Annotated in this window: 19 protein-coding genes and 1 other annotated feature; all 19 genes read left to right on the top strand. The window is 50.3% G+C overall.

Annotated features, from left to right (window positions below; genetic code table 11):
- Positions 1-195: 195 nt before the first annotated feature.
- Positions 196-663: a CtsR family transcriptional regulator gene (locus KNP75_RS14870; protein WP_034781748.1), complete on the top strand. Its 468-nt coding sequence runs from the start codon at positions 196-198 to the stop codon at positions 661-663.
- 148 nt (positions 664-811) lie between these two features.
- Positions 812-1,117, top strand: a complete 306-nt coding sequence (locus KNP75_RS15890) for a UvrB/UvrC motif-containing protein (protein ID WP_286038521.1) — start codon at positions 812-814, stop codon at positions 1,115-1,117.
- Positions 1,117-2,160: a protein arginine kinase gene (locus KNP75_RS14880; RefSeq protein WP_200881519.1), complete on the top strand. Its 1,044-nt coding sequence runs from the start codon at positions 1,117-1,119 to the stop codon at positions 2,158-2,160. The genes KNP75_RS15890 and KNP75_RS14880 overlap by 1 nt, the downstream gene beginning before the upstream one ends.
- Positions 2,161-2,184: 24 nt before the next feature.
- Positions 2,185-4,620, top strand: coding sequence for an ATP-dependent protease ATP-binding subunit ClpC (clpC, locus tag KNP75_RS14885; RefSeq protein ID WP_034781743.1), 2,436 nt, complete (start codon positions 2,185-2,187; stop codon positions 4,618-4,620).
- A 54-nt stretch (positions 4,621-4,674) separates the two neighbouring features.
- Positions 4,675-6,051, top strand: coding sequence for a DNA repair protein RadA (gene radA / locus KNP75_RS14890; RefSeq protein ID WP_034781742.1), 1,377 nt, complete (start codon positions 4,675-4,677; stop codon positions 6,049-6,051).
- A 115-nt stretch (positions 6,052-6,166) separates the two neighbouring features.
- Positions 6,167-7,231: a PIN/TRAM domain-containing protein gene (locus KNP75_RS14895; protein ID WP_034781740.1), complete on the top strand. Its 1,065-nt coding sequence runs from the start codon at positions 6,167-6,169 to the stop codon at positions 7,229-7,231.
- Positions 7,232-7,290: 59 nt separating this feature from the next.
- Positions 7,291-7,968: a 2-C-methyl-D-erythritol 4-phosphate cytidylyltransferase gene (ispD, locus tag KNP75_RS14900; protein WP_332908975.1), complete on the top strand. Its 678-nt coding sequence runs from the start codon at positions 7,291-7,293 to the stop codon at positions 7,966-7,968.
- Positions 7,965-8,438, top strand: coding sequence for a 2-C-methyl-D-erythritol 2,4-cyclodiphosphate synthase (gene ispF, locus KNP75_RS14905; RefSeq protein ID WP_021066582.1), 474 nt, complete (start codon positions 7,965-7,967; stop codon positions 8,436-8,438). The genes ispD and ispF overlap by 4 nt, the downstream gene beginning before the upstream one ends.
- Before the next feature lie 45 nt (positions 8,439-8,483).
- Positions 8,484-9,941, top strand: a complete 1,458-nt coding sequence (gltX, locus tag KNP75_RS14910) for a glutamate--tRNA ligase (protein WP_215190755.1) — start codon at positions 8,484-8,486, stop codon at positions 9,939-9,941.
- Positions 9,939-10,142 (top strand) — a binding site (T-box leader). It overlaps the preceding gene by 3 nt.
- Positions 10,143-10,191: 49 nt before the next feature.
- Complete coding sequence (gene cysE / locus KNP75_RS14915; protein ID WP_034781737.1) at positions 10,192-10,881, top strand: serine O-acetyltransferase; 690 nt, start codon at positions 10,192-10,194, stop codon at positions 10,879-10,881.
- Positions 10,850-12,247 (top strand): cysteine--tRNA ligase, encoded by a 1,398-nt coding sequence (cysS, locus tag KNP75_RS14920; protein WP_215190751.1) that lies wholly within the window; start codon positions 10,850-10,852, stop codon positions 12,245-12,247. Before cysE ends, cysS begins: the two co-directional genes overlap by 32 nt.
- On the top strand, positions 12,244-12,651 hold the full coding sequence (locus KNP75_RS14925; protein ID WP_214755072.1) for a Mini-ribonuclease 3: 408 nt from the start codon (positions 12,244-12,246) through the stop codon (positions 12,649-12,651). Before cysS ends, KNP75_RS14925 begins: the two co-directional genes overlap by 4 nt.
- A gap of 106 nt (positions 12,652-12,757) precedes the next feature.
- The gene (gene rlmB / locus KNP75_RS14930) at positions 12,758-13,510 is read left to right on the top strand and encodes a 23S rRNA (guanosine(2251)-2'-O)-methyltransferase RlmB (protein ID WP_034781752.1); all 753 of its coding nucleotides are present in this window, start codon (positions 12,758-12,760) and stop codon (positions 13,508-13,510) included.
- Positions 13,507-14,034, top strand: coding sequence for a YacP-like NYN domain-containing protein (locus KNP75_RS14935; protein WP_034781731.1), 528 nt, complete (start codon positions 13,507-13,509; stop codon positions 14,032-14,034). Before rlmB ends, KNP75_RS14935 begins: the two co-directional genes overlap by 4 nt.
- A 221-nt stretch (positions 14,035-14,255) precedes the next feature.
- On the top strand, positions 14,256-14,897 hold the full coding sequence (gene sigH / locus KNP75_RS14940; RefSeq protein ID WP_034781729.1) for an RNA polymerase sporulation sigma factor SigH: 642 nt from the start codon (positions 14,256-14,258) through the stop codon (positions 14,895-14,897).
- A gap of 127 nt (positions 14,898-15,024) precedes the next feature.
- Positions 15,025-15,171 (top strand): 50S ribosomal protein L33, encoded by a 147-nt coding sequence (rpmG, locus tag KNP75_RS14945; protein ID WP_034781727.1) that lies wholly within the window; start codon positions 15,025-15,027, stop codon positions 15,169-15,171.
- Positions 15,172-15,205: 34 nt separating this feature from the next.
- The gene (gene secE, locus KNP75_RS14950) at positions 15,206-15,376 is read left to right on the top strand and encodes a preprotein translocase subunit SecE (RefSeq protein WP_012727692.1); all 171 of its coding nucleotides are present in this window, start codon (positions 15,206-15,208) and stop codon (positions 15,374-15,376) included.
- 17 nt (positions 15,377-15,393) lie between these two features.
- The gene (gene nusG / locus KNP75_RS14955) at positions 15,394-15,945 is read left to right on the top strand and encodes a transcription termination/antitermination protein NusG (RefSeq protein ID WP_034781725.1); all 552 of its coding nucleotides are present in this window, start codon (positions 15,394-15,396) and stop codon (positions 15,943-15,945) included.
- Between the two features lie 148 nt (positions 15,946-16,093).
- A complete protein-coding gene (gene rplK, locus KNP75_RS14960) occupies positions 16,094-16,519 on the top strand; it encodes a 50S ribosomal protein L11 (protein ID WP_021066593.1) in 426 nt (141 codons plus the stop codon).
- Positions 16,520-16,604 lie beyond the last annotated feature (85 nt).

The following is a 16,604-nucleotide window of genomic DNA, read 5'->3' on the forward strand; positions in this document are numbered from 1 at the left end:
AAGTAGTTGGGGGTCTCCCCCTGTGAGGATAGGACGTTGCCAGGCCAACGCGAAGGACGATCAAGCATCCGCTTGGTCGTTCTTTTTTTTGTATATCTAGCGATGTCGCAGTTGCGACATCGCTTTTCGTTTGCCTTTTTTTGAATCAATGATAGAATATAGTCAAAAGTCAAAGATGGTCAGAGGGTGGTGGAGATGAGAAACATATCGGATGTAATCGAACAGTATTTAAAACAAGTGCTGAAGGAGAGCCAGGCCGAAGCAATCGAGATTAAACGGCAAGATATTGCCAAGCGTTTCGAATGTGTTCCGTCTCAAATCAACTACGTCATCAATACGCGCTTTACGGTCGAGAAGGGCTATTTGGTCGAAAGTAAGCGTGGGGGCGGAGGATATATTCGCATTCGCCGCGTAATTTTACATGAAAAGCAAGACGTGTTGGTCAGCTTGATGGATATTTTACAAGACCATCCTCGTCTTTCCGAACAGCTTGTCGAGAACATCTTGATTCGCTTATTTGAAGAAGGGATGTTGAGTGAGCGGGAAGTGCGCTTGTTGTATCATTTATTGTCTGATGAAGCGCTCGGCTTGAACGCTGAAGATCGACACTTGATTCGAAGACAACAGTTACTCGCATTAATGAAATTACTTAGTTACCATTGACTGACGGAGGCATACATCTATGCTATGTGAACGATGCAAACGGCGACCTGCCGTCAATGAAATTCAAGTAGTGGAGAATGGAATTCCTGTAACGCGTAAACTATGTCGTAATTGTACAGTAGAACTCATGTCAGGTTATGTGCCGGTCGTGAAACGCTGTCCCACGTGTCAACTGACACAAAACGAGCTGGCTCATTTACGAAAAGCTGGATGCGCTACTTGTTATACGGTATTTCGTGATGAACTGATTAAAATCACTCGGCAGTACCAGCAAGGCCATGATGTTCACGTCGGTTCGATGCCTGATGCCTTGCGCACACCCGACGAGCGAATCGAAGAGCGACTCCAAAAGTTAGCAGGGGAGTTACAACGAGCCGTCGAACAAGAAGATTATGAACGTGCAGCGCGAATTAAAAAAGAAATAATTCAGCTGAAAGGACAAGGTGAGGCATGATGGAACCATTTCTCAAGCATCCACTCGGTCCGAAGATGAAAGAGCGAGCGAAACTTGATGACTTAGTCATCTCCACTCGTATCCGTCTAGCGCGTAACTTAAAAGATACAGTCTTTTCTCCGGTTTTATCTAAAGAAAGTCAACATCAGCTTTGTCAACGTGTTGAAACGTCACTTGGCGGATTGCAAGGCTTCGAATATTTGCACATGGGCACTTACGATGTAGTGACACGACAAGCACTCGTTGAAAAACATTTGATTAGCCCAACGATTGCTGGAAAAGAAGAAAGTGCCGTCTTGTTAAGTGAAGATGAAACGATCAGTGTGCTTATTAATGAAGAAGATCACTTACGAATTCAAACGTTACTCCCGGGTTATCAAGTGGAAGAAGCGTTTGAACTCGCGAAACGAGTCGATGTTCTCTGTGGCGAATCTCTCCCATACGCATATGACGAACAGCTCGGATATTTAACGACTTGTCCAAGTAATATCGGTACAGGACTTCGAGCGTCAGTGATGCTCCATCTCCCAGGGCTAACGTTGACAGGGCGAATTACTCCTATATTGAAAGAGCTTCGCAAGCTCGGATATACGATTCGGGGACGGTATGGAGAAGGTAGCGACGCGGCGGGACGATTGTTTCAATTATCGAATCAACGCACACTCGGCAGTCATGAATCACAGTTGTTGACAGATTTTATGGAAGTTACGGAGCAAGTCATTCAGGCGGAACGACAAGCACGGGAAGAGCTACTGGCTAGCAACCAAGACGAGTTAGAGGACCAGTTTTATCGCTCATACGGAATTTTACGTTATGCGAAACTGTTATCATCGACAGAAGCGATTGAACGTCTGTCGGATTTGCATTTGGCGAGTGACCTTGGTATTTTGTCCGACTGGAGTCCACCTCAGTTTCACGAATTAATTGTAAAGCTTCAATCAGGTTTCCTACAAAAACATTTCGGGAAAACATTATCTACGAAAGAACGAGATCGCGAACGAGCGACTCTCGTTCGTCGAACGTTAGATCATGGCTTAGTTTGATCCAACTTTAAGGAGGTTTTGTCAATGATGTTTGGTCGATTTACAGAACGAGCTCAGCGCGTATTAGCTTTAGCACAAGAGGAAGCGGTACGACTTGGCCATCATAATATTGGTACGGAACATATTTTACTCGGACTCGTCCGTGAAGGGGAAGGGATTGCTGCTAAAGCACTGTTCGCCCTCGGACTCACGTCTGAAAAGATTCAACAAGAAGTAGAGGCACTCATTGGCCGTGGATCAGAAAACGGCTCAACGATTCACTATACACCGCGTGCAAAAAAAGTAATCGAACTCTCGATGGACGAGGCTCGAAAACTTGGACATTCTTACGTCGGCACCGAGCACATTTTACTCGGCGTGATTCGTGAAGGCGAAGGTGTGGCGGCTCGTGTTTTGAACAACCTTGGAGTCAGTTTGACGAAGGCACGTCAGCAAGTACTTCAACTCTTAGGAAACACGGAGTCATCTTCTAATGCGTCACAACCTGGAACGAGTGCCGCGACACCAACGCTAGACGGCTTGGCCCGTGACTTGACCCAACAGGCGCGTGAGTCGCGTCTTGACCCAGTCATCGGCCGCGCTGGCGAGATTCAACGCGTCATCGAAGTGTTGTCTCGCCGGACAAAAAATAACCCGGTCCTCATCGGGGAACCAGGGGTCGGGAAAACGGCAGTCGTCGAAGGTCTCGCTCAACAGATCATTAATAACGAAGTTCCAGAAACTCTTCGTAATAAACGTGTCATGGTACTTGATATGGGAACACTCGTCGCCGGAACGAAATACCGCGGTGAATTTGAGGACCGATTGAAAAAGGTAATGGATGAGATTCGCCAAGCTGGGAACGTCATTCTTTTCATCGACGAATTGCACACATTGATTGGAGCTGGCGGCGCTGAAGGCGCAATCGACGCGTCGAACATTTTGAAACCGTCACTCGCACGTGGTGAACTCCAATGTATCGGAGCGACGACACTTGATGAGTACCGGAAGTATATCGAGAAAGATGCGGCACTCGAACGCCGGTTCCAACCGATCCAAGTCAATGAACCGACAACGGATGAGGCAGAACAAATCCTCTTCGGGTTACGTGACCGTTACGAGGCGCACCATCGCGTCACGATCACAGATGAAGCGATTCATGAAGCCGTCGTTCTCTCGGACCGCTACATCTCGGACCGTTTCCTTCCGGATAAAGCGATCGACCTCGTCGATGAGGCTGCTTCGAAAGTAAGACTTCGTTCGTTCACGGCACCGCCGAATTTGAAAGAACTCGAGGCTCGTCTTGAGTCGATTCGCAAAGAGAAAGATTCGGCTGTACAGAGTCAAGAGTTCGAGAAGGCTGCCTCGTTACGTGATACCGAACAGAAACTCCGGGATGAGCTCGAACAGCTCAAGTCGGAATGGCAGAATAAGCAAGGGAACGAAAAACTCGAAGTAACGAAAGAAGATATCGCGCAAGTCGTCGCCAACTGGACAGGTGTCCCGGTGACGAAGATTGCCGAAGAAGAGACAGATCGTCTCCTCAAACTCGAATCGATTCTCCACGGCCGGGTCATCGGTCAAGATGAGGCCGTCAAATCGATTTCGCGGGCGATTCGCCGGGCTCGTGCCGGATTGAAAGATCCGAAACGTCCGATTGGTTCGTTCGTATTCCTCGGACCAACTGGTGTCGGGAAAACCGAGTTGGCTCGTGCTGTGGCTGAAGCGTTGTTCGGTGACGAAGACGCCATCATCCGAATCGACATGTCTGAGTATATGGAGAAACACGCGACGAGCCGTCTCGTCGGGTCGCCTCCAGGTTACGTCGGCTATGAAGAAGGCGGTCAATTGACTGAGAAGGTTCGTCGCAAGCCATATTCGGTCATCTTGCTTGATGAGATTGAGAAGGCCCATCCTGAAGTGTTCAACATCTTGCTTCAAGTGCTCGATGACGGTCGCTTGACTGACTCGAAAGGGCGTACGGTCGACTTCCGGAACACGGTCATCATCATGACGTCAAACGTCGGTGCGGCAGCCCTCAAACGCAACAAATATGTCGGGTTCACGGTTGAAGATGATGTGAAACGTGAATATACCGAAATGAAAGACAAAGTCATGGAAGAGTTGAAAAAAGCGTTCCGTCCCGAGTTCTTGAACCGGATTGACGAGATCACCGTCTTCCACTCGCTCCAAAAAGAGCACATCCAAGAAATTGTCAAACTTATGGCCGAGACACTTACGAAACGTCTCGGAGAACAAGGCATTGATTTCAGTCTCACCGAATCAGCGCTCGAGAAAATCGCTGAAGTCGGGTACGACCCGGAATACGGGGCTCGTCCACTCCGCCGTGCGCTCCAGCGTGAGGTTGAGGACCGACTCTCAGAGGCGATGCTCAGCGGCAGCATCACAAAAGGCAGCAAAGTGGCGCTCGATGTACAAGACGGCGAATTCGTCGTCCGTAATGAAGGTGTCGTTCAGTAACTACAAGGCTCCCTCTCTCATGTGAGGGGGCTTTTTTAGACGGAAAGGAACATCATGGCAAAAATTAAAACGAAGTACGTATGTCAGTCATGCGGATACGAATCCGCAAAATGGATGGGGCGTTGCCCAGGTTGTAACGAGTGGAATACGCTCGTTGAAGAGTTTGTCGAAGAGAAAAAGGCGAAGCGGGGGGCCGCATTCGTCCATAGCTCCTCGAGACAGCTGAAGCCGGAGCGTCTGTCGGACGTTGTGTCACAAGAAGAGACGCGGGTCCATACGAACAGTCAGGAGTTTGACCGCGTGCTTGGGGGCGGAATCGTTCCAGGCTCACTCGTCCTCGTCGGTGGCGATCCGGGAATCGGAAAGTCGACGATTTTGCTTCAAGTGAGCGCCCATTTGGCGCACAGTGGACGGAAAGTGCTCTATATTTCCGGGGAAGAATCGCTCAAACAGACGAAACTTCGCGCCGAGCGGCTCGGCCTCCCGACCGAGGACTTATATGTCCTCGCGGAGACGGATATGTTGATGATTGAACGGGTCATCGATGAAGAGGAACCAGGGTTCGTCATTATCGACTCGATTCAAACCGTCTATATGGATGAGATCCAGTCGGCGCCAGGTAGTGTCGCCCAAGTTCGGGAATGTACGGCAGCGCTCATGAAAATCGCCAAGACCCGTGGAATTGCCGTCTTTATCGTCGGTCACGTGACAAAACAAGGTTCGATTGCGGGACCTCGTTTGCTCGAGCATATGGTCGATGCCGTCCTTTACTTTGAAGGCGAACGTCACCACACGTTCCGTATTTTACGGGCCGTCAAAAATCGGTTCGGATCGACGAACGAGATCGGTATCTTTGAAATGAAGGAAGGCGGTCTCGAAGAAGTGCTCAATCCGTCTGAAATTTTCCTAGAAGAACGGACTGCCGGGGTCTCGGGCTCAACTGTCGTCGCGTCGATGGAAGGGACGCGGACGGTGCTCGTCGAGCTGCAGGCATTAATTTCCCCGACCTCATTCGGAAATCCACGTCGGATGGCAACAGGGATCGACCAGAACCGGGTCGCGCTCCTCATGGCCGTCCTTGAGAAACGATCAGGGCTTTTACTCCAAACGCAAGATGCTTATTTAAAAGCTGCGGGCGGTGTCAAGTTGGATGAGCCTGCGATTGATTTGGCGATTTGCATCTCGATTGCGTCAAGTTTCCGCGATCGTCCGACCCGTCCGACGGATGTGTGCATCGGCGAAGTTGGATTGACCGGGGAAGTGCGACGGGTGTCACGGATTGAACAGCGTGTCGCCGAAGCGGCCAAGCTCGGATTTACGCGGGCGATTATCCCGAAAAATAACCTCGGGGGCTGGACGGCCCCACCTGGTATCGATGTCGTCGGTGTCAGTACTGTCGATGAAGCGCTCCAACTTGCCATCCCGTTCTGACGGGGCGCTTCCGGCAGTTTTTAACGCTTTGTAACGAACGCTTTCAAAAAAACCATGTTACAATGAAAGTGTTAATTTCTTGAAATTTTAATTCATAATAAAGGAGGTGGAATGAGTGAAGATTGCTGTACGAATCGGATTTATTTTAATCGGACTCGTCGTCGGTTGGTTCGGTATTATCGAAGCGATGTTGCTGTTAGGTGACCTCGGAGTGAATGTACCGGCTTGGTTGACGATTCCTTATGTGGCTAGTTTGATTGGTGGACTTATCTTCTTCATTCTTAGTTTATTCTTGACCGATGGGGTCGTTAAATTTATCCGTTTTGTTGAAGAACGGCTTGTCCGTTTACCGGTCGGTGATATTTTGTTCGGGTCGATCGGATTGATTATTGGTTTATTGATTGCCTTTTTGATCAGTGTCTCATTAGAAGTAACAAATATCTTCTTACTCAGCAAAATCGTACCGATTTTCGTGACCGCCTTGTTCGGGTACTTCGGTTTCGCTGTCGGCTATCGGAAGCGGAACGAATGGATTAAACTGTTCGTCAAGAGTGAACGCGAGAAGCCGGAAGCAGAACCGTTGCGCCGCTCGAACGATAAAATTTTGGATACGAGCGTCATTATCGACGGTCGGATCGCCGACATTTCGAAGACCGGTTTCATCGAAGGCACGCTCATCGTGCCACAATTCGTCATCGGCGAGCTCCAATATATCGCCGATTCGTCTGATACGTTGAAGCGGAACCGTGGTCGTCGTGGCCTCGATATTTTGAAGGAGTTACAAGACAACGACCGCATCGAAGTGGAGATTTACGATGGCGATTTCGAAGACGTCGCCGAAGTGGACATTAAATTGATCAAGTTGGCCGAATTGAAAAAAGGGATTGTCGTCACGAACGACTATAACTTGAATAAAGTGTGCGAAGTTCGAAATGTCCCTGTGCTGAACATTAATGATTTGGCAAATTCAGTCAAACAGATTGTCATCCCGGGGGAAGAGATGGTCGTGACGGTCATTAAAGAAGGTAAAGAACAAAATCAAGGCGTCGCGTACCTCGAAGACGGCACGATGGTCGTCGTTGAAGGTGGGCGCAAGTTGATTTCGAAGACATTGCCTGTTGTCGTGACGAGCGTTCTTCAAACATCGGCTGGCCGTATGATTTTTGCGCGTCCTGAATAAGCATGGAAAAAGAGACGCATTAGCGCTCTCTTTTTTCACGAACAGAGGTGAATGGAATGGTGCGTTATACAGTGGTCATCCCAGCCGCAGGGAAAGGGAAGCGGATGGGAGCCGATGAGAATAAATTGATGCTGACGTTACAAGGGAAGCCGATTATCGTATGGACGGTCGAAGCGTTCTCGAAAGATGCATGGTGTGAGCGCATCGTGCTCGCAGTGCGCCCTGAGGAACAAGGGTGGTTCGAGCGACAGTTGCATCATTTAGAGACCCCGATTACATACGTGACGGGTGGGGAAGAACGACAACAGAGCGTTCGGTCGGGTTTACAAGTCGTCGACCCGGATGCCGTCGTCTTGATTCATGATGGGGCACGGCCGTTTGTGCGTATTGATCAACTTCACGCTATCGCAGAAGCTGCCCGAACGGAAGGTGCGATTCTTGCTGTGCCGGTCAAAGATACGGTCAAACAAGTCGCAACCGGACACATCACACAGACTGTGCCGCGTGAGGCGCTCTGGCTGGCGCAAACCCCGCAAGCATTTCCTGCGGCTGACATCCGAGCGGTTCATGATCAGGCGGAAGCGTCAGGATTTATCGGGACGGACGATGCGAGTTTATTCGAGTGGGCTGGTAAAAAAGTGATTGTCCTTACAGGGGACTATCACAACATTAAAATGACAACCCCAGAAGATTTATTATTTGGAGAAGCGATTTTAACGAAGGAGGATTATCGATGAGAATCGGACAAGGATTTGATGTACACGCGTTCGCGGAAGGGCGCCCGCTTATTTTAGGAGGAATCGAGATTCCGCATGACCGCGGCCTACTTGGCCACTCAGATGCGGACGTCTTGTTGCATACGATTGCCGACGCGGCGCTCGGGGCGATTGCAGCGGGCGATATTGGCAAGCATTTCCCGGACACGGACCCTGAGTTTAAGGATGCAGACTCGAAAGTGTTGTTACAACACGTGTGGCAACTCGTCAAAGCAGAAGGCTATGTGCTTGGCAACGTCGATGCGACGGTGATGGCGGAACGACCGAAGCTCCGAACGTACATCGACGACATGCGAGCGGTTATCGCCGAGTTGCTTGAAGCGGATATCAGCCAAGTGAACGTCAAAGCGACGACGACCGAAAAGCTCGGCTTCACAGGACGTGAAGAAGGAATTGCCGCTCAGGCGGTCATCCTGCTCAACCGCGCTTGACAAAAGTGGTATACTATTTGGGCAGAAGAGAAGAAAGGTGGAAATATTATGAGTGAAGTGCGCGTACGCTATGCGCCGAGTCCGACGGGTCACCTTCATATCGGGAACGCCCGGACCGCGCTATTTAACTATTTATACGCTCGCCATGCTGGCGGAAAGATGATTCTCCGAATTGAGGATACGGACCAGAAACGGAACGTCGAGAACGGTGTCGAGAGCCAAATGAAATACTTGGAATGGCTCGGCATCGATTGGGATGAAGGCCCAGGCCGCGGCGGCGACTTCGGCCCGTACTTCCAAATGGAACGCCTCGACCTTTACAATCAATACGTGAACGAGTTGATGGACAAGGGACTCGCATATAAGTGCTATATGACGTCTGAAGAACTTGAGGCGGAGCGCGAAGCCCAAATCGCACGTGGCGAAGCACCTCGTTATTCGGGTGCCCATCGTAACTTGAGCGAAGAAGAACGTGCGGCGTTCGAAGCCGAGGGACGTAAACCATCGATTCGGATTCGCGTACCAGAAGCGGTCACGTACAAGTGGACGGATGTCGTCAAAGGGGATGTCTCGTTCGAATCGAAAGACTTCGGCGACTGGGTCATTGTCAAACAGGATGGGATCCCGACATATAACTTTGCTGTCGTCGTCGACGACCACTTGATGAAAATCAGCCACGTATTGCGTGGGGACGATCATATCGCCAACACACCGAAACAGATGATGGTGTATGATGCGCTCGGTTGGGACTACCCTTCGTTCGGCCATATGACATTGATCTATAACGAAAACCATAAGAAGCTCTCGAAACGTGATGAGTCGATCATCCAATTCATCGAGCAGTATGCCGACCTCGGGTATCTCCCAGGGGCGCTCTTTAACTTCATCTCGCTTCTCGGCTGGTCGCCTGTCGGAGAAGAAGAGATCTTCACGAAAGAAGCGTTCATCGAGATGTTTGACGCCGGTCGTCTTTCGAAGAGCCCGGCCGTCTTCGACCAACAGAAACTCGCTTGGATCAACAGTGTCTACATGAAACAGGCTTCGCTTGACGAAGTGGTGGCACTCAGTTTACCATTCTTACAAGAAGCAGGACGTTTACCGAACGCCTTGTCGATGGAACAGGCGGATTGGGCGACGGCGCTCATCGCCCTCTATAAAGAACAAATGACGCACGGTGCTGAAATCGTGTCGTTGACGGACCTATTCTTTAAAGATGAGGTCGATTACGACGAAGAGGCCAATACGGTTCTCGCTGGTGAAACGGTACCGGCTGTCCTCGCCGAATTCAAGACTCAACTTGAAGCGATTGAGGATTTCACGCCTGAAGCTATCAAAGCAGCGACGAAAGCGACACAAAAAGCAACAGGTCAAAAAGGGAAAAACTTGTTCATGCCGATCCGGGTCGCCACGACTGGGCAGACGCACGGACCAGAGCTTCCGAACGCCATTTCATTGATTGGCAAAGAGCGTGTCTTGGCACGTCTCACAACATTATTAACTTAAAAGGCAACGATGAGGAAAGTAAGCGGTATGACACTTAACAGAGACTAGAACCTAGGCTGGAAGTTCTAGAAGCGTCCCCCGTCGAAGTGCACCTCGGAGCCGTTCCGGCGATATGTAGTCGGGACCGCGACTCGGCGTTAACGAGACTTGAGAGGGGAACTTTCCCAAACAGAGTGGAACCGCGCTTACGGCGTCTCTGTGCCTTGGCACAGGGGCGTCTTTGTTTTTGATATGGAAAAGGAGAACAATTATGGGATTTTGGAAAAGTGTGAGTGAGGATATTCGGAACGTGCTCGAGCTCGATCCGGCTGCCCGATCGAAAGCAGAAGTCATCTTAACATATCCTGGTTTGCATGCGCTTTGGGCACATCGGATTGCGCACGGACTGTGGACGCGTAACGTGAAATTGTTGGCGAAAATGATTGCTCAGACGAGCCGTTGGTTGACAGGGATTGAGATTCATCCCGGGGCGGTCATCGGCGAAGGGGTGTTCATCGATCACGGGTTCGGCATCGTCATCGGCGAGACCGCCATCATCGGTAATAACGTGACCATTTATCAAGGCGTGACGCTTGGTGGGACGGGCAAAGAGAAAGGGAAGCGACATCCGACCATCGGGAACGATGTGCTCATCTCAGCTGGGGCCAAAGTGCTCGGAAATATCACGATTGGCGATTGCGTCAAAATCGGGGCGAGTTCCGTCGTTTTAAAAGACGTCCCGTCTGACTCGACCGTCGTCGGGATTCCAGGCCGAGTCGTCATCCGAAACGGGGAGCGGGTCAAACAACATGACCTCGATCATCGATTGCCGGACCCGGATCGTGAATGCCAAGAGCGGCTCGAAAATGCCGTCGCTGATTTGCAGCGGAAGCTTGCGTCATTAGAGAAACGGATGGAGGAAAAAACACATGATTCAGTTTTACAACAGCCTCACGAATAAGAAAGAACCGTTCGTCCCAATCGTTCCGGGAAAAGTGTCGATGTACGTATGCGGACCGACCGTCTACAATTACATTCACGTCGGTAACGCCCGGCCGGCCATCGCCTTCGATACAGTTCGTCGTTATTTAACGTACCGAGGTTATGAGGTCAAATATGTGCTCAACTTCACGGATGTGGACGATAAAATCATCCGGACCGCGAACGAACTCGGTGAAGACGTCGGGACGCTGACGAACCGTTTTATCGACGCCTATTTAGAAGACACTGGTGCTTTGAACGTGTTACCGGCTGACGTCCATCCACGCGTTACAGACACGATGGACGAGATTATCACGTTCATCCGCGAACTTGAGACGCAAGATTTTGCGTATGAGGCAGGGGGGGACGTCTATTTCCGTACTCGTAAGTTCGAGACGTACGGAAAATTGAGTCAGCAATCAATCGAAGACTTGCGCGCAGGTTCACGTGTCGACGTTGGGGAAAAGAAAGAAGACCCGCTCGATTTCGTCTTATGGAAAGCGGCGAAGCCAGGCGAGCCGGCGTGGGAGAGCCCATGGGGACAAGGTCGTCCAGGTTGGCATATCGAGTGCTCGGCGATGGCAAAGAAACACCTCGGCGAAACGATTGATATTCATGCTGGAGGACACGACCTCAAGTTCCCGCACCACGAGAACGAGATTGCCCAGTCGGAGGCGTGCAATCATACGAAGTTCGCCAACTACTGGCTGCATAACGGATTCATCAATATCGAGAATGAAAAGATGTCAAAATCGCTCGGGAACTTCCTGCTCGTCCATGAGGCGTTGAAGGAAGTGGATGCGATGGTGCTCCGCTTCTTCATGTTATCGGTCCACTATCGTCATCCGATCAACTATAGCCGTGAGTTGATCGAGCAAGCGGCGAACGGATGGGATCGCATCAAGGAGTCGTATCAAAACGTTGAATACCGCTTATCGGTCACGGCCGGCCTTGAAGAGCCGAGCGAGGCGATGGAACGCAAGCTTGCGACGATTAAAACAACGTTTATCGAAGCGATGGATGATGATATCAATACGGCGAATGCAGTGACCGTCCTATTTGACTTGGCACGTGAAGCGAACATCTACGCAAAAGCGGACCACGTCTCAAAAGTCACGCTCGAACACGTGATCGCTCTCTTCGAAGAATTGACAGGTGTGCTTGGTTTGACAATCAAGAAAGAGCTAGAGCTTCTTGACGCGGAAATTGATCAATTGATTCAAGAGCGGAACACGGCTCGGGCGGAGCGGAATTTCGCGCGTGCCGATGAGATTCGAGATCTCTTGAAAGAACAGAAGATTCAACTCGAGGATACAGCCCAAGGGGTGCGGTGGAAACGGTTATGAAACAACTCGCCCCTCAACTGAACGCCCTCGCCCTCGCCTATATGGGGGACGCCGTCTATGAGATGGCGGTACGCAAACGACTGCTCGGACAAGGGATGACGAAGCCGAACGACCTACATCGTGGCGCCATCCGCTACGTGAATGCGGCAGCGCAGGCTGGGGTCGTGACCCACTGGCTCGAGACAGGTGTCTTGAGTGATGATGAGGCGGCTGTCGTCCGCCGTGGGAAGAACGCGAAATCCGGTTCAATCCCGAAGCGGACAGATGTTCATACGTATCGCTATTCGACAGCGTTCGAAGCATTGATTGGTTACACATATCTAATGGAAAGAAGGGATCGTCTTGAAGAACTCATCGAACAAGCGTTCACATGGCTCGAAACCGAGTCATTCGAAACGACATGACGGAGGAAGGGCGCATGAGCAACGGTCATTTGATCGTCCGCGCGGCGAACGAAATGATCGACCGAAGCGTCAAAAACTAGAACGACCAGACTATCAAGAAGTCGACGTGCTCGAGGAAGGAATCGACTTCCTTTACGGACGCAACCCGGTGATGGAAGCGCTCCGGAGCGGTCGCGATATGAACAAGGTCTTTATTATGGAAGGGCAACAGAAAGGGCCGCTCGCTCAAATCATCGGCATGGCCAACGAGGCATCGGTTCAAGTCTCGTTCGTCCCGAAAACGAAACTCGAGAAGATGGCCGGTAGCGAACATCACCAAGGTGTCGTCGCTGCGGTCGCCGCCTACGAATATAAGTCGATCGAAGATATGTTCGCCCTCGCCGAGTCAAAAGGAGAAACGCCGTTGTTCATCCTACTCGATGAACTCGAAGACCCGCATAACCTCGGTTCGATTTTACGGACAGCGGATGCGGTCGGGGCGCACGGGATTATCATTCCGAAGCGCCGCTCGGTCGGTTTGACGCAGACGGTGGCGAAAGCTTCGACAGGCGCGATTGAGTACATTCCGGTCGCACGCGTCACAAACTTGACGCGGACGCTTGAAGAACTGAAAGAGAAAGGACTATGGGTTGTCGGGACAGACGCGAGCGAGAGCCAAGATTATCGTCGCCTCGATGGGAACATGCCGCTCGTCGTTGTCATCGGTAGTGAAGGTAAAGGGATGAGCCGCCTCGTACGCGAATCGTGTGACTTCCTCGTCCACATGCCGATGGTCGGTCACGTCACATCGCTGAACGCCTCGGTCGCGGCCGCGCTTCTCTTGTATGAAGTGCATCGCTCACGTAACCCATTGTCATGAGCATCAAGAAACGGGAATTGCTCCTCGTGGATGGATATAACATTATTGGCGCATGGCCGCACCTTCGAAAGCTGCGCGACATCGACTTTGAGAAAGCGCGAAACGATTTGATTGAAGCGATGGCCGAGTACCAAGCGGTCACGGGTCGCGAAGTGACAATCGTCTTCGATGCCCATATGCGATACGGGCGGGAATCGAAAGCGAATCAGAGTCGTGTCGCGGTCGTCTATACGAAAGAAAACGAGACGGCGGATGAATGGATTGAACGCCGTGCGCACGCCCTTGTCGATGATCGGCTCGTGACGTTGTTTGTCGCGACGAACGACTTCACCGAACAGTGGGTTATCTTCGGACAAGGAGCGCTCCGGGTTCCTGCCAATGAGTTACTGAAGGATTGGAAGCACGCCCAGGTGTTGATCGAAAAAGAACGGTCGGCACTCGAGCAGGATCGGTCGAATCGAAAAACGATTGACCTTTCACCAGACATAAGAGCCCGATTGGAAGAAATACGCCGTCGTAAATGAGGCGGTGAAGGATATCGCAGACGAGTTCATCAAATGGACTCGTCTTTTGTTTTTAATTTGACATTTATTTGGAAAGAAATGTTGTATACTAATAGATGTATGAGTTACACGACATGTAATTGACGGAATTTTTAGAATTTTATTTGACGGTCGTTTTAACCGACGCCTATAATGAGAGCACAAACTTACATAAGTTCATCAATCGCCGGGGGGTATGAAACATGAACGGATGGCCATACGAGCAATTTGAAAGCATGTCCGACGAAGAGCTGGTCTTTCTTGCGCGTAATGAGGGGGATAGCGACGCTCTTGAGTTTTTGATTGAACGTTACCGATATTTCGTCCGGGCGAAGGCAAGGTCTTACTTTTTGATCGGTGCCGATCACGAGGACATCGTGCAAGAAGGCATGATCGGTCTGTATAAAGGTGTCCGGGATTACCGCGATGAGCGGCTCGCCTCGTTTAAAAGTTTTGCCGAGATGTGCATTACCCGTCAAATGATCACTGCCATCAAAACGGCGACCCGTCAAAAGCACATCCCGCTCAATTCTTACGTCTCGCTCGACAAGCCAATCTTTGACGACGAGTCGGACCGGACACTGCTCGATGTGATCTTGCCGCCGCATCCGACGGACCCGCAGGATTTGCTCGTGACGCGAGAAGAACAACTGTTCATGGAAGAAAAGATGGAAGAGCTCCTGAGTGACTTGGAACGAAAAGTGTTGCGTCTTTATTTGGACGGCCGTTCGTACCAAGAAATCTCGGACGACCTCGACCGCCATGTGAAATCGATTGATAATGCGTTACAGCGTGTGAAGAAAAAGTTTGAGCGGCATGTCGACGTCAAAACGATGACGAGCTAACCGATATTGACCGCACGCCTCCTATGTGATACTTTTAAGGCAGCGCCTTGTCCGTAGACGCCATTTACAGGAGGCGTTTTTTTTTCGCTCTTTTTTATAGGAGAGCTGTCGAAAGGGGCGCTCATGAATGGCAAAGAAAGTAAGTCTCGCGTGTTCGGATTGCGGGTCGAGCGGTTATTCGACCATGAAACAAGACGACGTGACGACACGGCTCGAGCTGAAAAAGTTCTGTCGGCGTTGCAATGCGCATACGACACACCGAGAATCGAAGTAATGTAGATTGGCATTCAACGTAGGAGGAAGCTACCATGAACTTTTTGCGCGATGTATGGAAAGAGTTAAAGAAAACGAGTTGGCCGACTCGTAAAGAGCTCACAAAATATACCATCACGGTCATCGCGACGGTCGTCGTGATCGGCCTGTTCGTGTTCGGCGTAGATACTGGTGTCAGCTATCTCGTCAACCTATTAATCAACTAAGGAAAGAGGTGAAAGCCGTGGAGAAACAATGGTTTGTTGTCCAGACGTATTCTGGATTTGAAAACAACGTCAAAGAAAACCTAGAACGTCGGATCGGTTCGATGAACATGGAAGATAAAATTTTCCGCGTCCTCGTTCCGACTGAAACAACGCAAGAAGAAGTCACGCTCAAGAGTGGCGAGAAGAAGATTAAAGAAAAAGAAGTGAAGAGCTTCCCAGGTTACGTCTTCGTCGAGATGGTCATGACTGACGACTCGTGGTATGTCGTGCGGAACACGCCGAACGTCACCGGCTTCCTCGGTTCAACGGGCGGCGGCGCCAAGCCGATCCCGCTTCAACCGGACGAAGTGACGAACGTCTTGTCACAGATGGGTCTCATCGAGAAGAAAGATCGTTACAACTACGAACTCGGCGACCTCGTCCGTGTCAAAGAAGGCGCATTTGAGAACTTCGAAGGAACGATTGATGAAATCGAAGCCGATAAAGAGAAGCTCAAAGTTGTCGTTGACATGTTCGGCCGTGAAACAAAAATTGAGCTTGATTTCGAACAAGTTCAGAAAATTAACTAATACCCACTTGCCATTCTCGGAAACGGATGGTACAATCGGAAATGTTTGATGTTGTGCTATATTTCGGTACAAACTCGACCTAATAGATTGAGTGGGAGGGCGCACAACGTCCAAGAAACCACATTTTAGACTTAAGGAGGTGTGTCTCGTGGCGAAAAAAGTTACTAAACTCGTTAAACTTCAAATCCCAGCTGGTAAAGCTAACCCAGCACCACCAGTAGGTCCAGCACTTGGTCAAGCAGGTGTTAACATCATGGGATTCTGTAAAGAGTTCAACGCTCGTACACAAGACCAAGCCGGATTGATTATTCCTGTAGTCATTACGGTATACGAAGATCGTTCGTTTACATTCATTACGAAAACTCCACCAGCTGCAGTTCTTTTGAAGAAAGCTGCTGGTATCGAGAGCGGTTCTGGTGAACCAAACCGTAAGAAGGTAGCAACGGTTAAGCGTGATAAAGTTCGCGAAATCGCTGAACTTAAAATGCCTGACCTTAACGCGTCGTCTGTTGAAACAGCGATGCTTATGGTTGAAGGTACTGCGCGTAGTATGGGTATTGTAATCGAAGACTAATTTATTAGTCTCTGGGATTGTCGGTGAATATTATGCTCACCTTCAATCCCTTCATTATGTGGGAGGAAATTCCGCTAACCACAAG

Origin of the sequence: Exiguobacterium sp. s6, from assembly GCF_018618155.1 — a bacterium.
Classification (GTDB): Bacteria; Bacillota; Bacilli; order Exiguobacteriales; family Exiguobacteriaceae; genus Exiguobacterium; species Exiguobacterium mexicanum_A.

Excerpts from the sequence above, each read along its gene's own strand:
- KNP75_RS14870 (WP_034781748.1), top strand. The coding sequence starts at position 196 with ATGAGAAACATATCGGATGTAATCGAACAGTATTTAAAACAAGTGCTG.
- KNP75_RS14880 (WP_200881519.1), top strand. The coding sequence starts at position 1,117 with ATGGAACCATTTCTCAAGCATCCACTCGGTCCGAAGATGAAAGAGCGA.
- clpC (WP_034781743.1), top strand. The coding sequence starts at position 2,185 with ATGATGTTTGGTCGATTTACAGAACGAGCTCAGCGCGTATTAGCTTTA.
- radA (WP_034781742.1), top strand. The coding sequence starts at position 4,675 with ATGGCAAAAATTAAAACGAAGTACGTATGTCAGTCATGCGGATACGAA.
- ispF (WP_021066582.1), top strand. The coding sequence starts at position 7,965 with ATGAGAATCGGACAAGGATTTGATGTACACGCGTTCGCGGAAGGGCGC.
- cysE (WP_034781737.1), top strand. The coding sequence starts at position 10,192 with ATGGGATTTTGGAAAAGTGTGAGTGAGGATATTCGGAACGTGCTCGAG.
- cysS (WP_215190751.1), top strand. The coding sequence starts at position 10,850 with ATGATTCAGTTTTACAACAGCCTCACGAATAAGAAAGAACCGTTCGTC.
- KNP75_RS14925 (WP_214755072.1), top strand. The coding sequence starts at position 12,244 with ATGAAACAACTCGCCCCTCAACTGAACGCCCTCGCCCTCGCCTATATG.
- KNP75_RS14935 (WP_034781731.1), top strand. The coding sequence starts at position 13,507 with ATGAGCATCAAGAAACGGGAATTGCTCCTCGTGGATGGATATAACATT.
- sigH (WP_034781729.1), top strand. The coding sequence starts at position 14,256 with ATGAACGGATGGCCATACGAGCAATTTGAAAGCATGTCCGACGAAGAG.
- rpmG (WP_034781727.1), top strand. The coding sequence starts at position 15,025 with ATGGCAAAGAAAGTAAGTCTCGCGTGTTCGGATTGCGGGTCGAGCGGT.
- secE (WP_012727692.1), top strand. The coding sequence starts at position 15,206 with ATGAACTTTTTGCGCGATGTATGGAAAGAGTTAAAGAAAACGAGTTGG.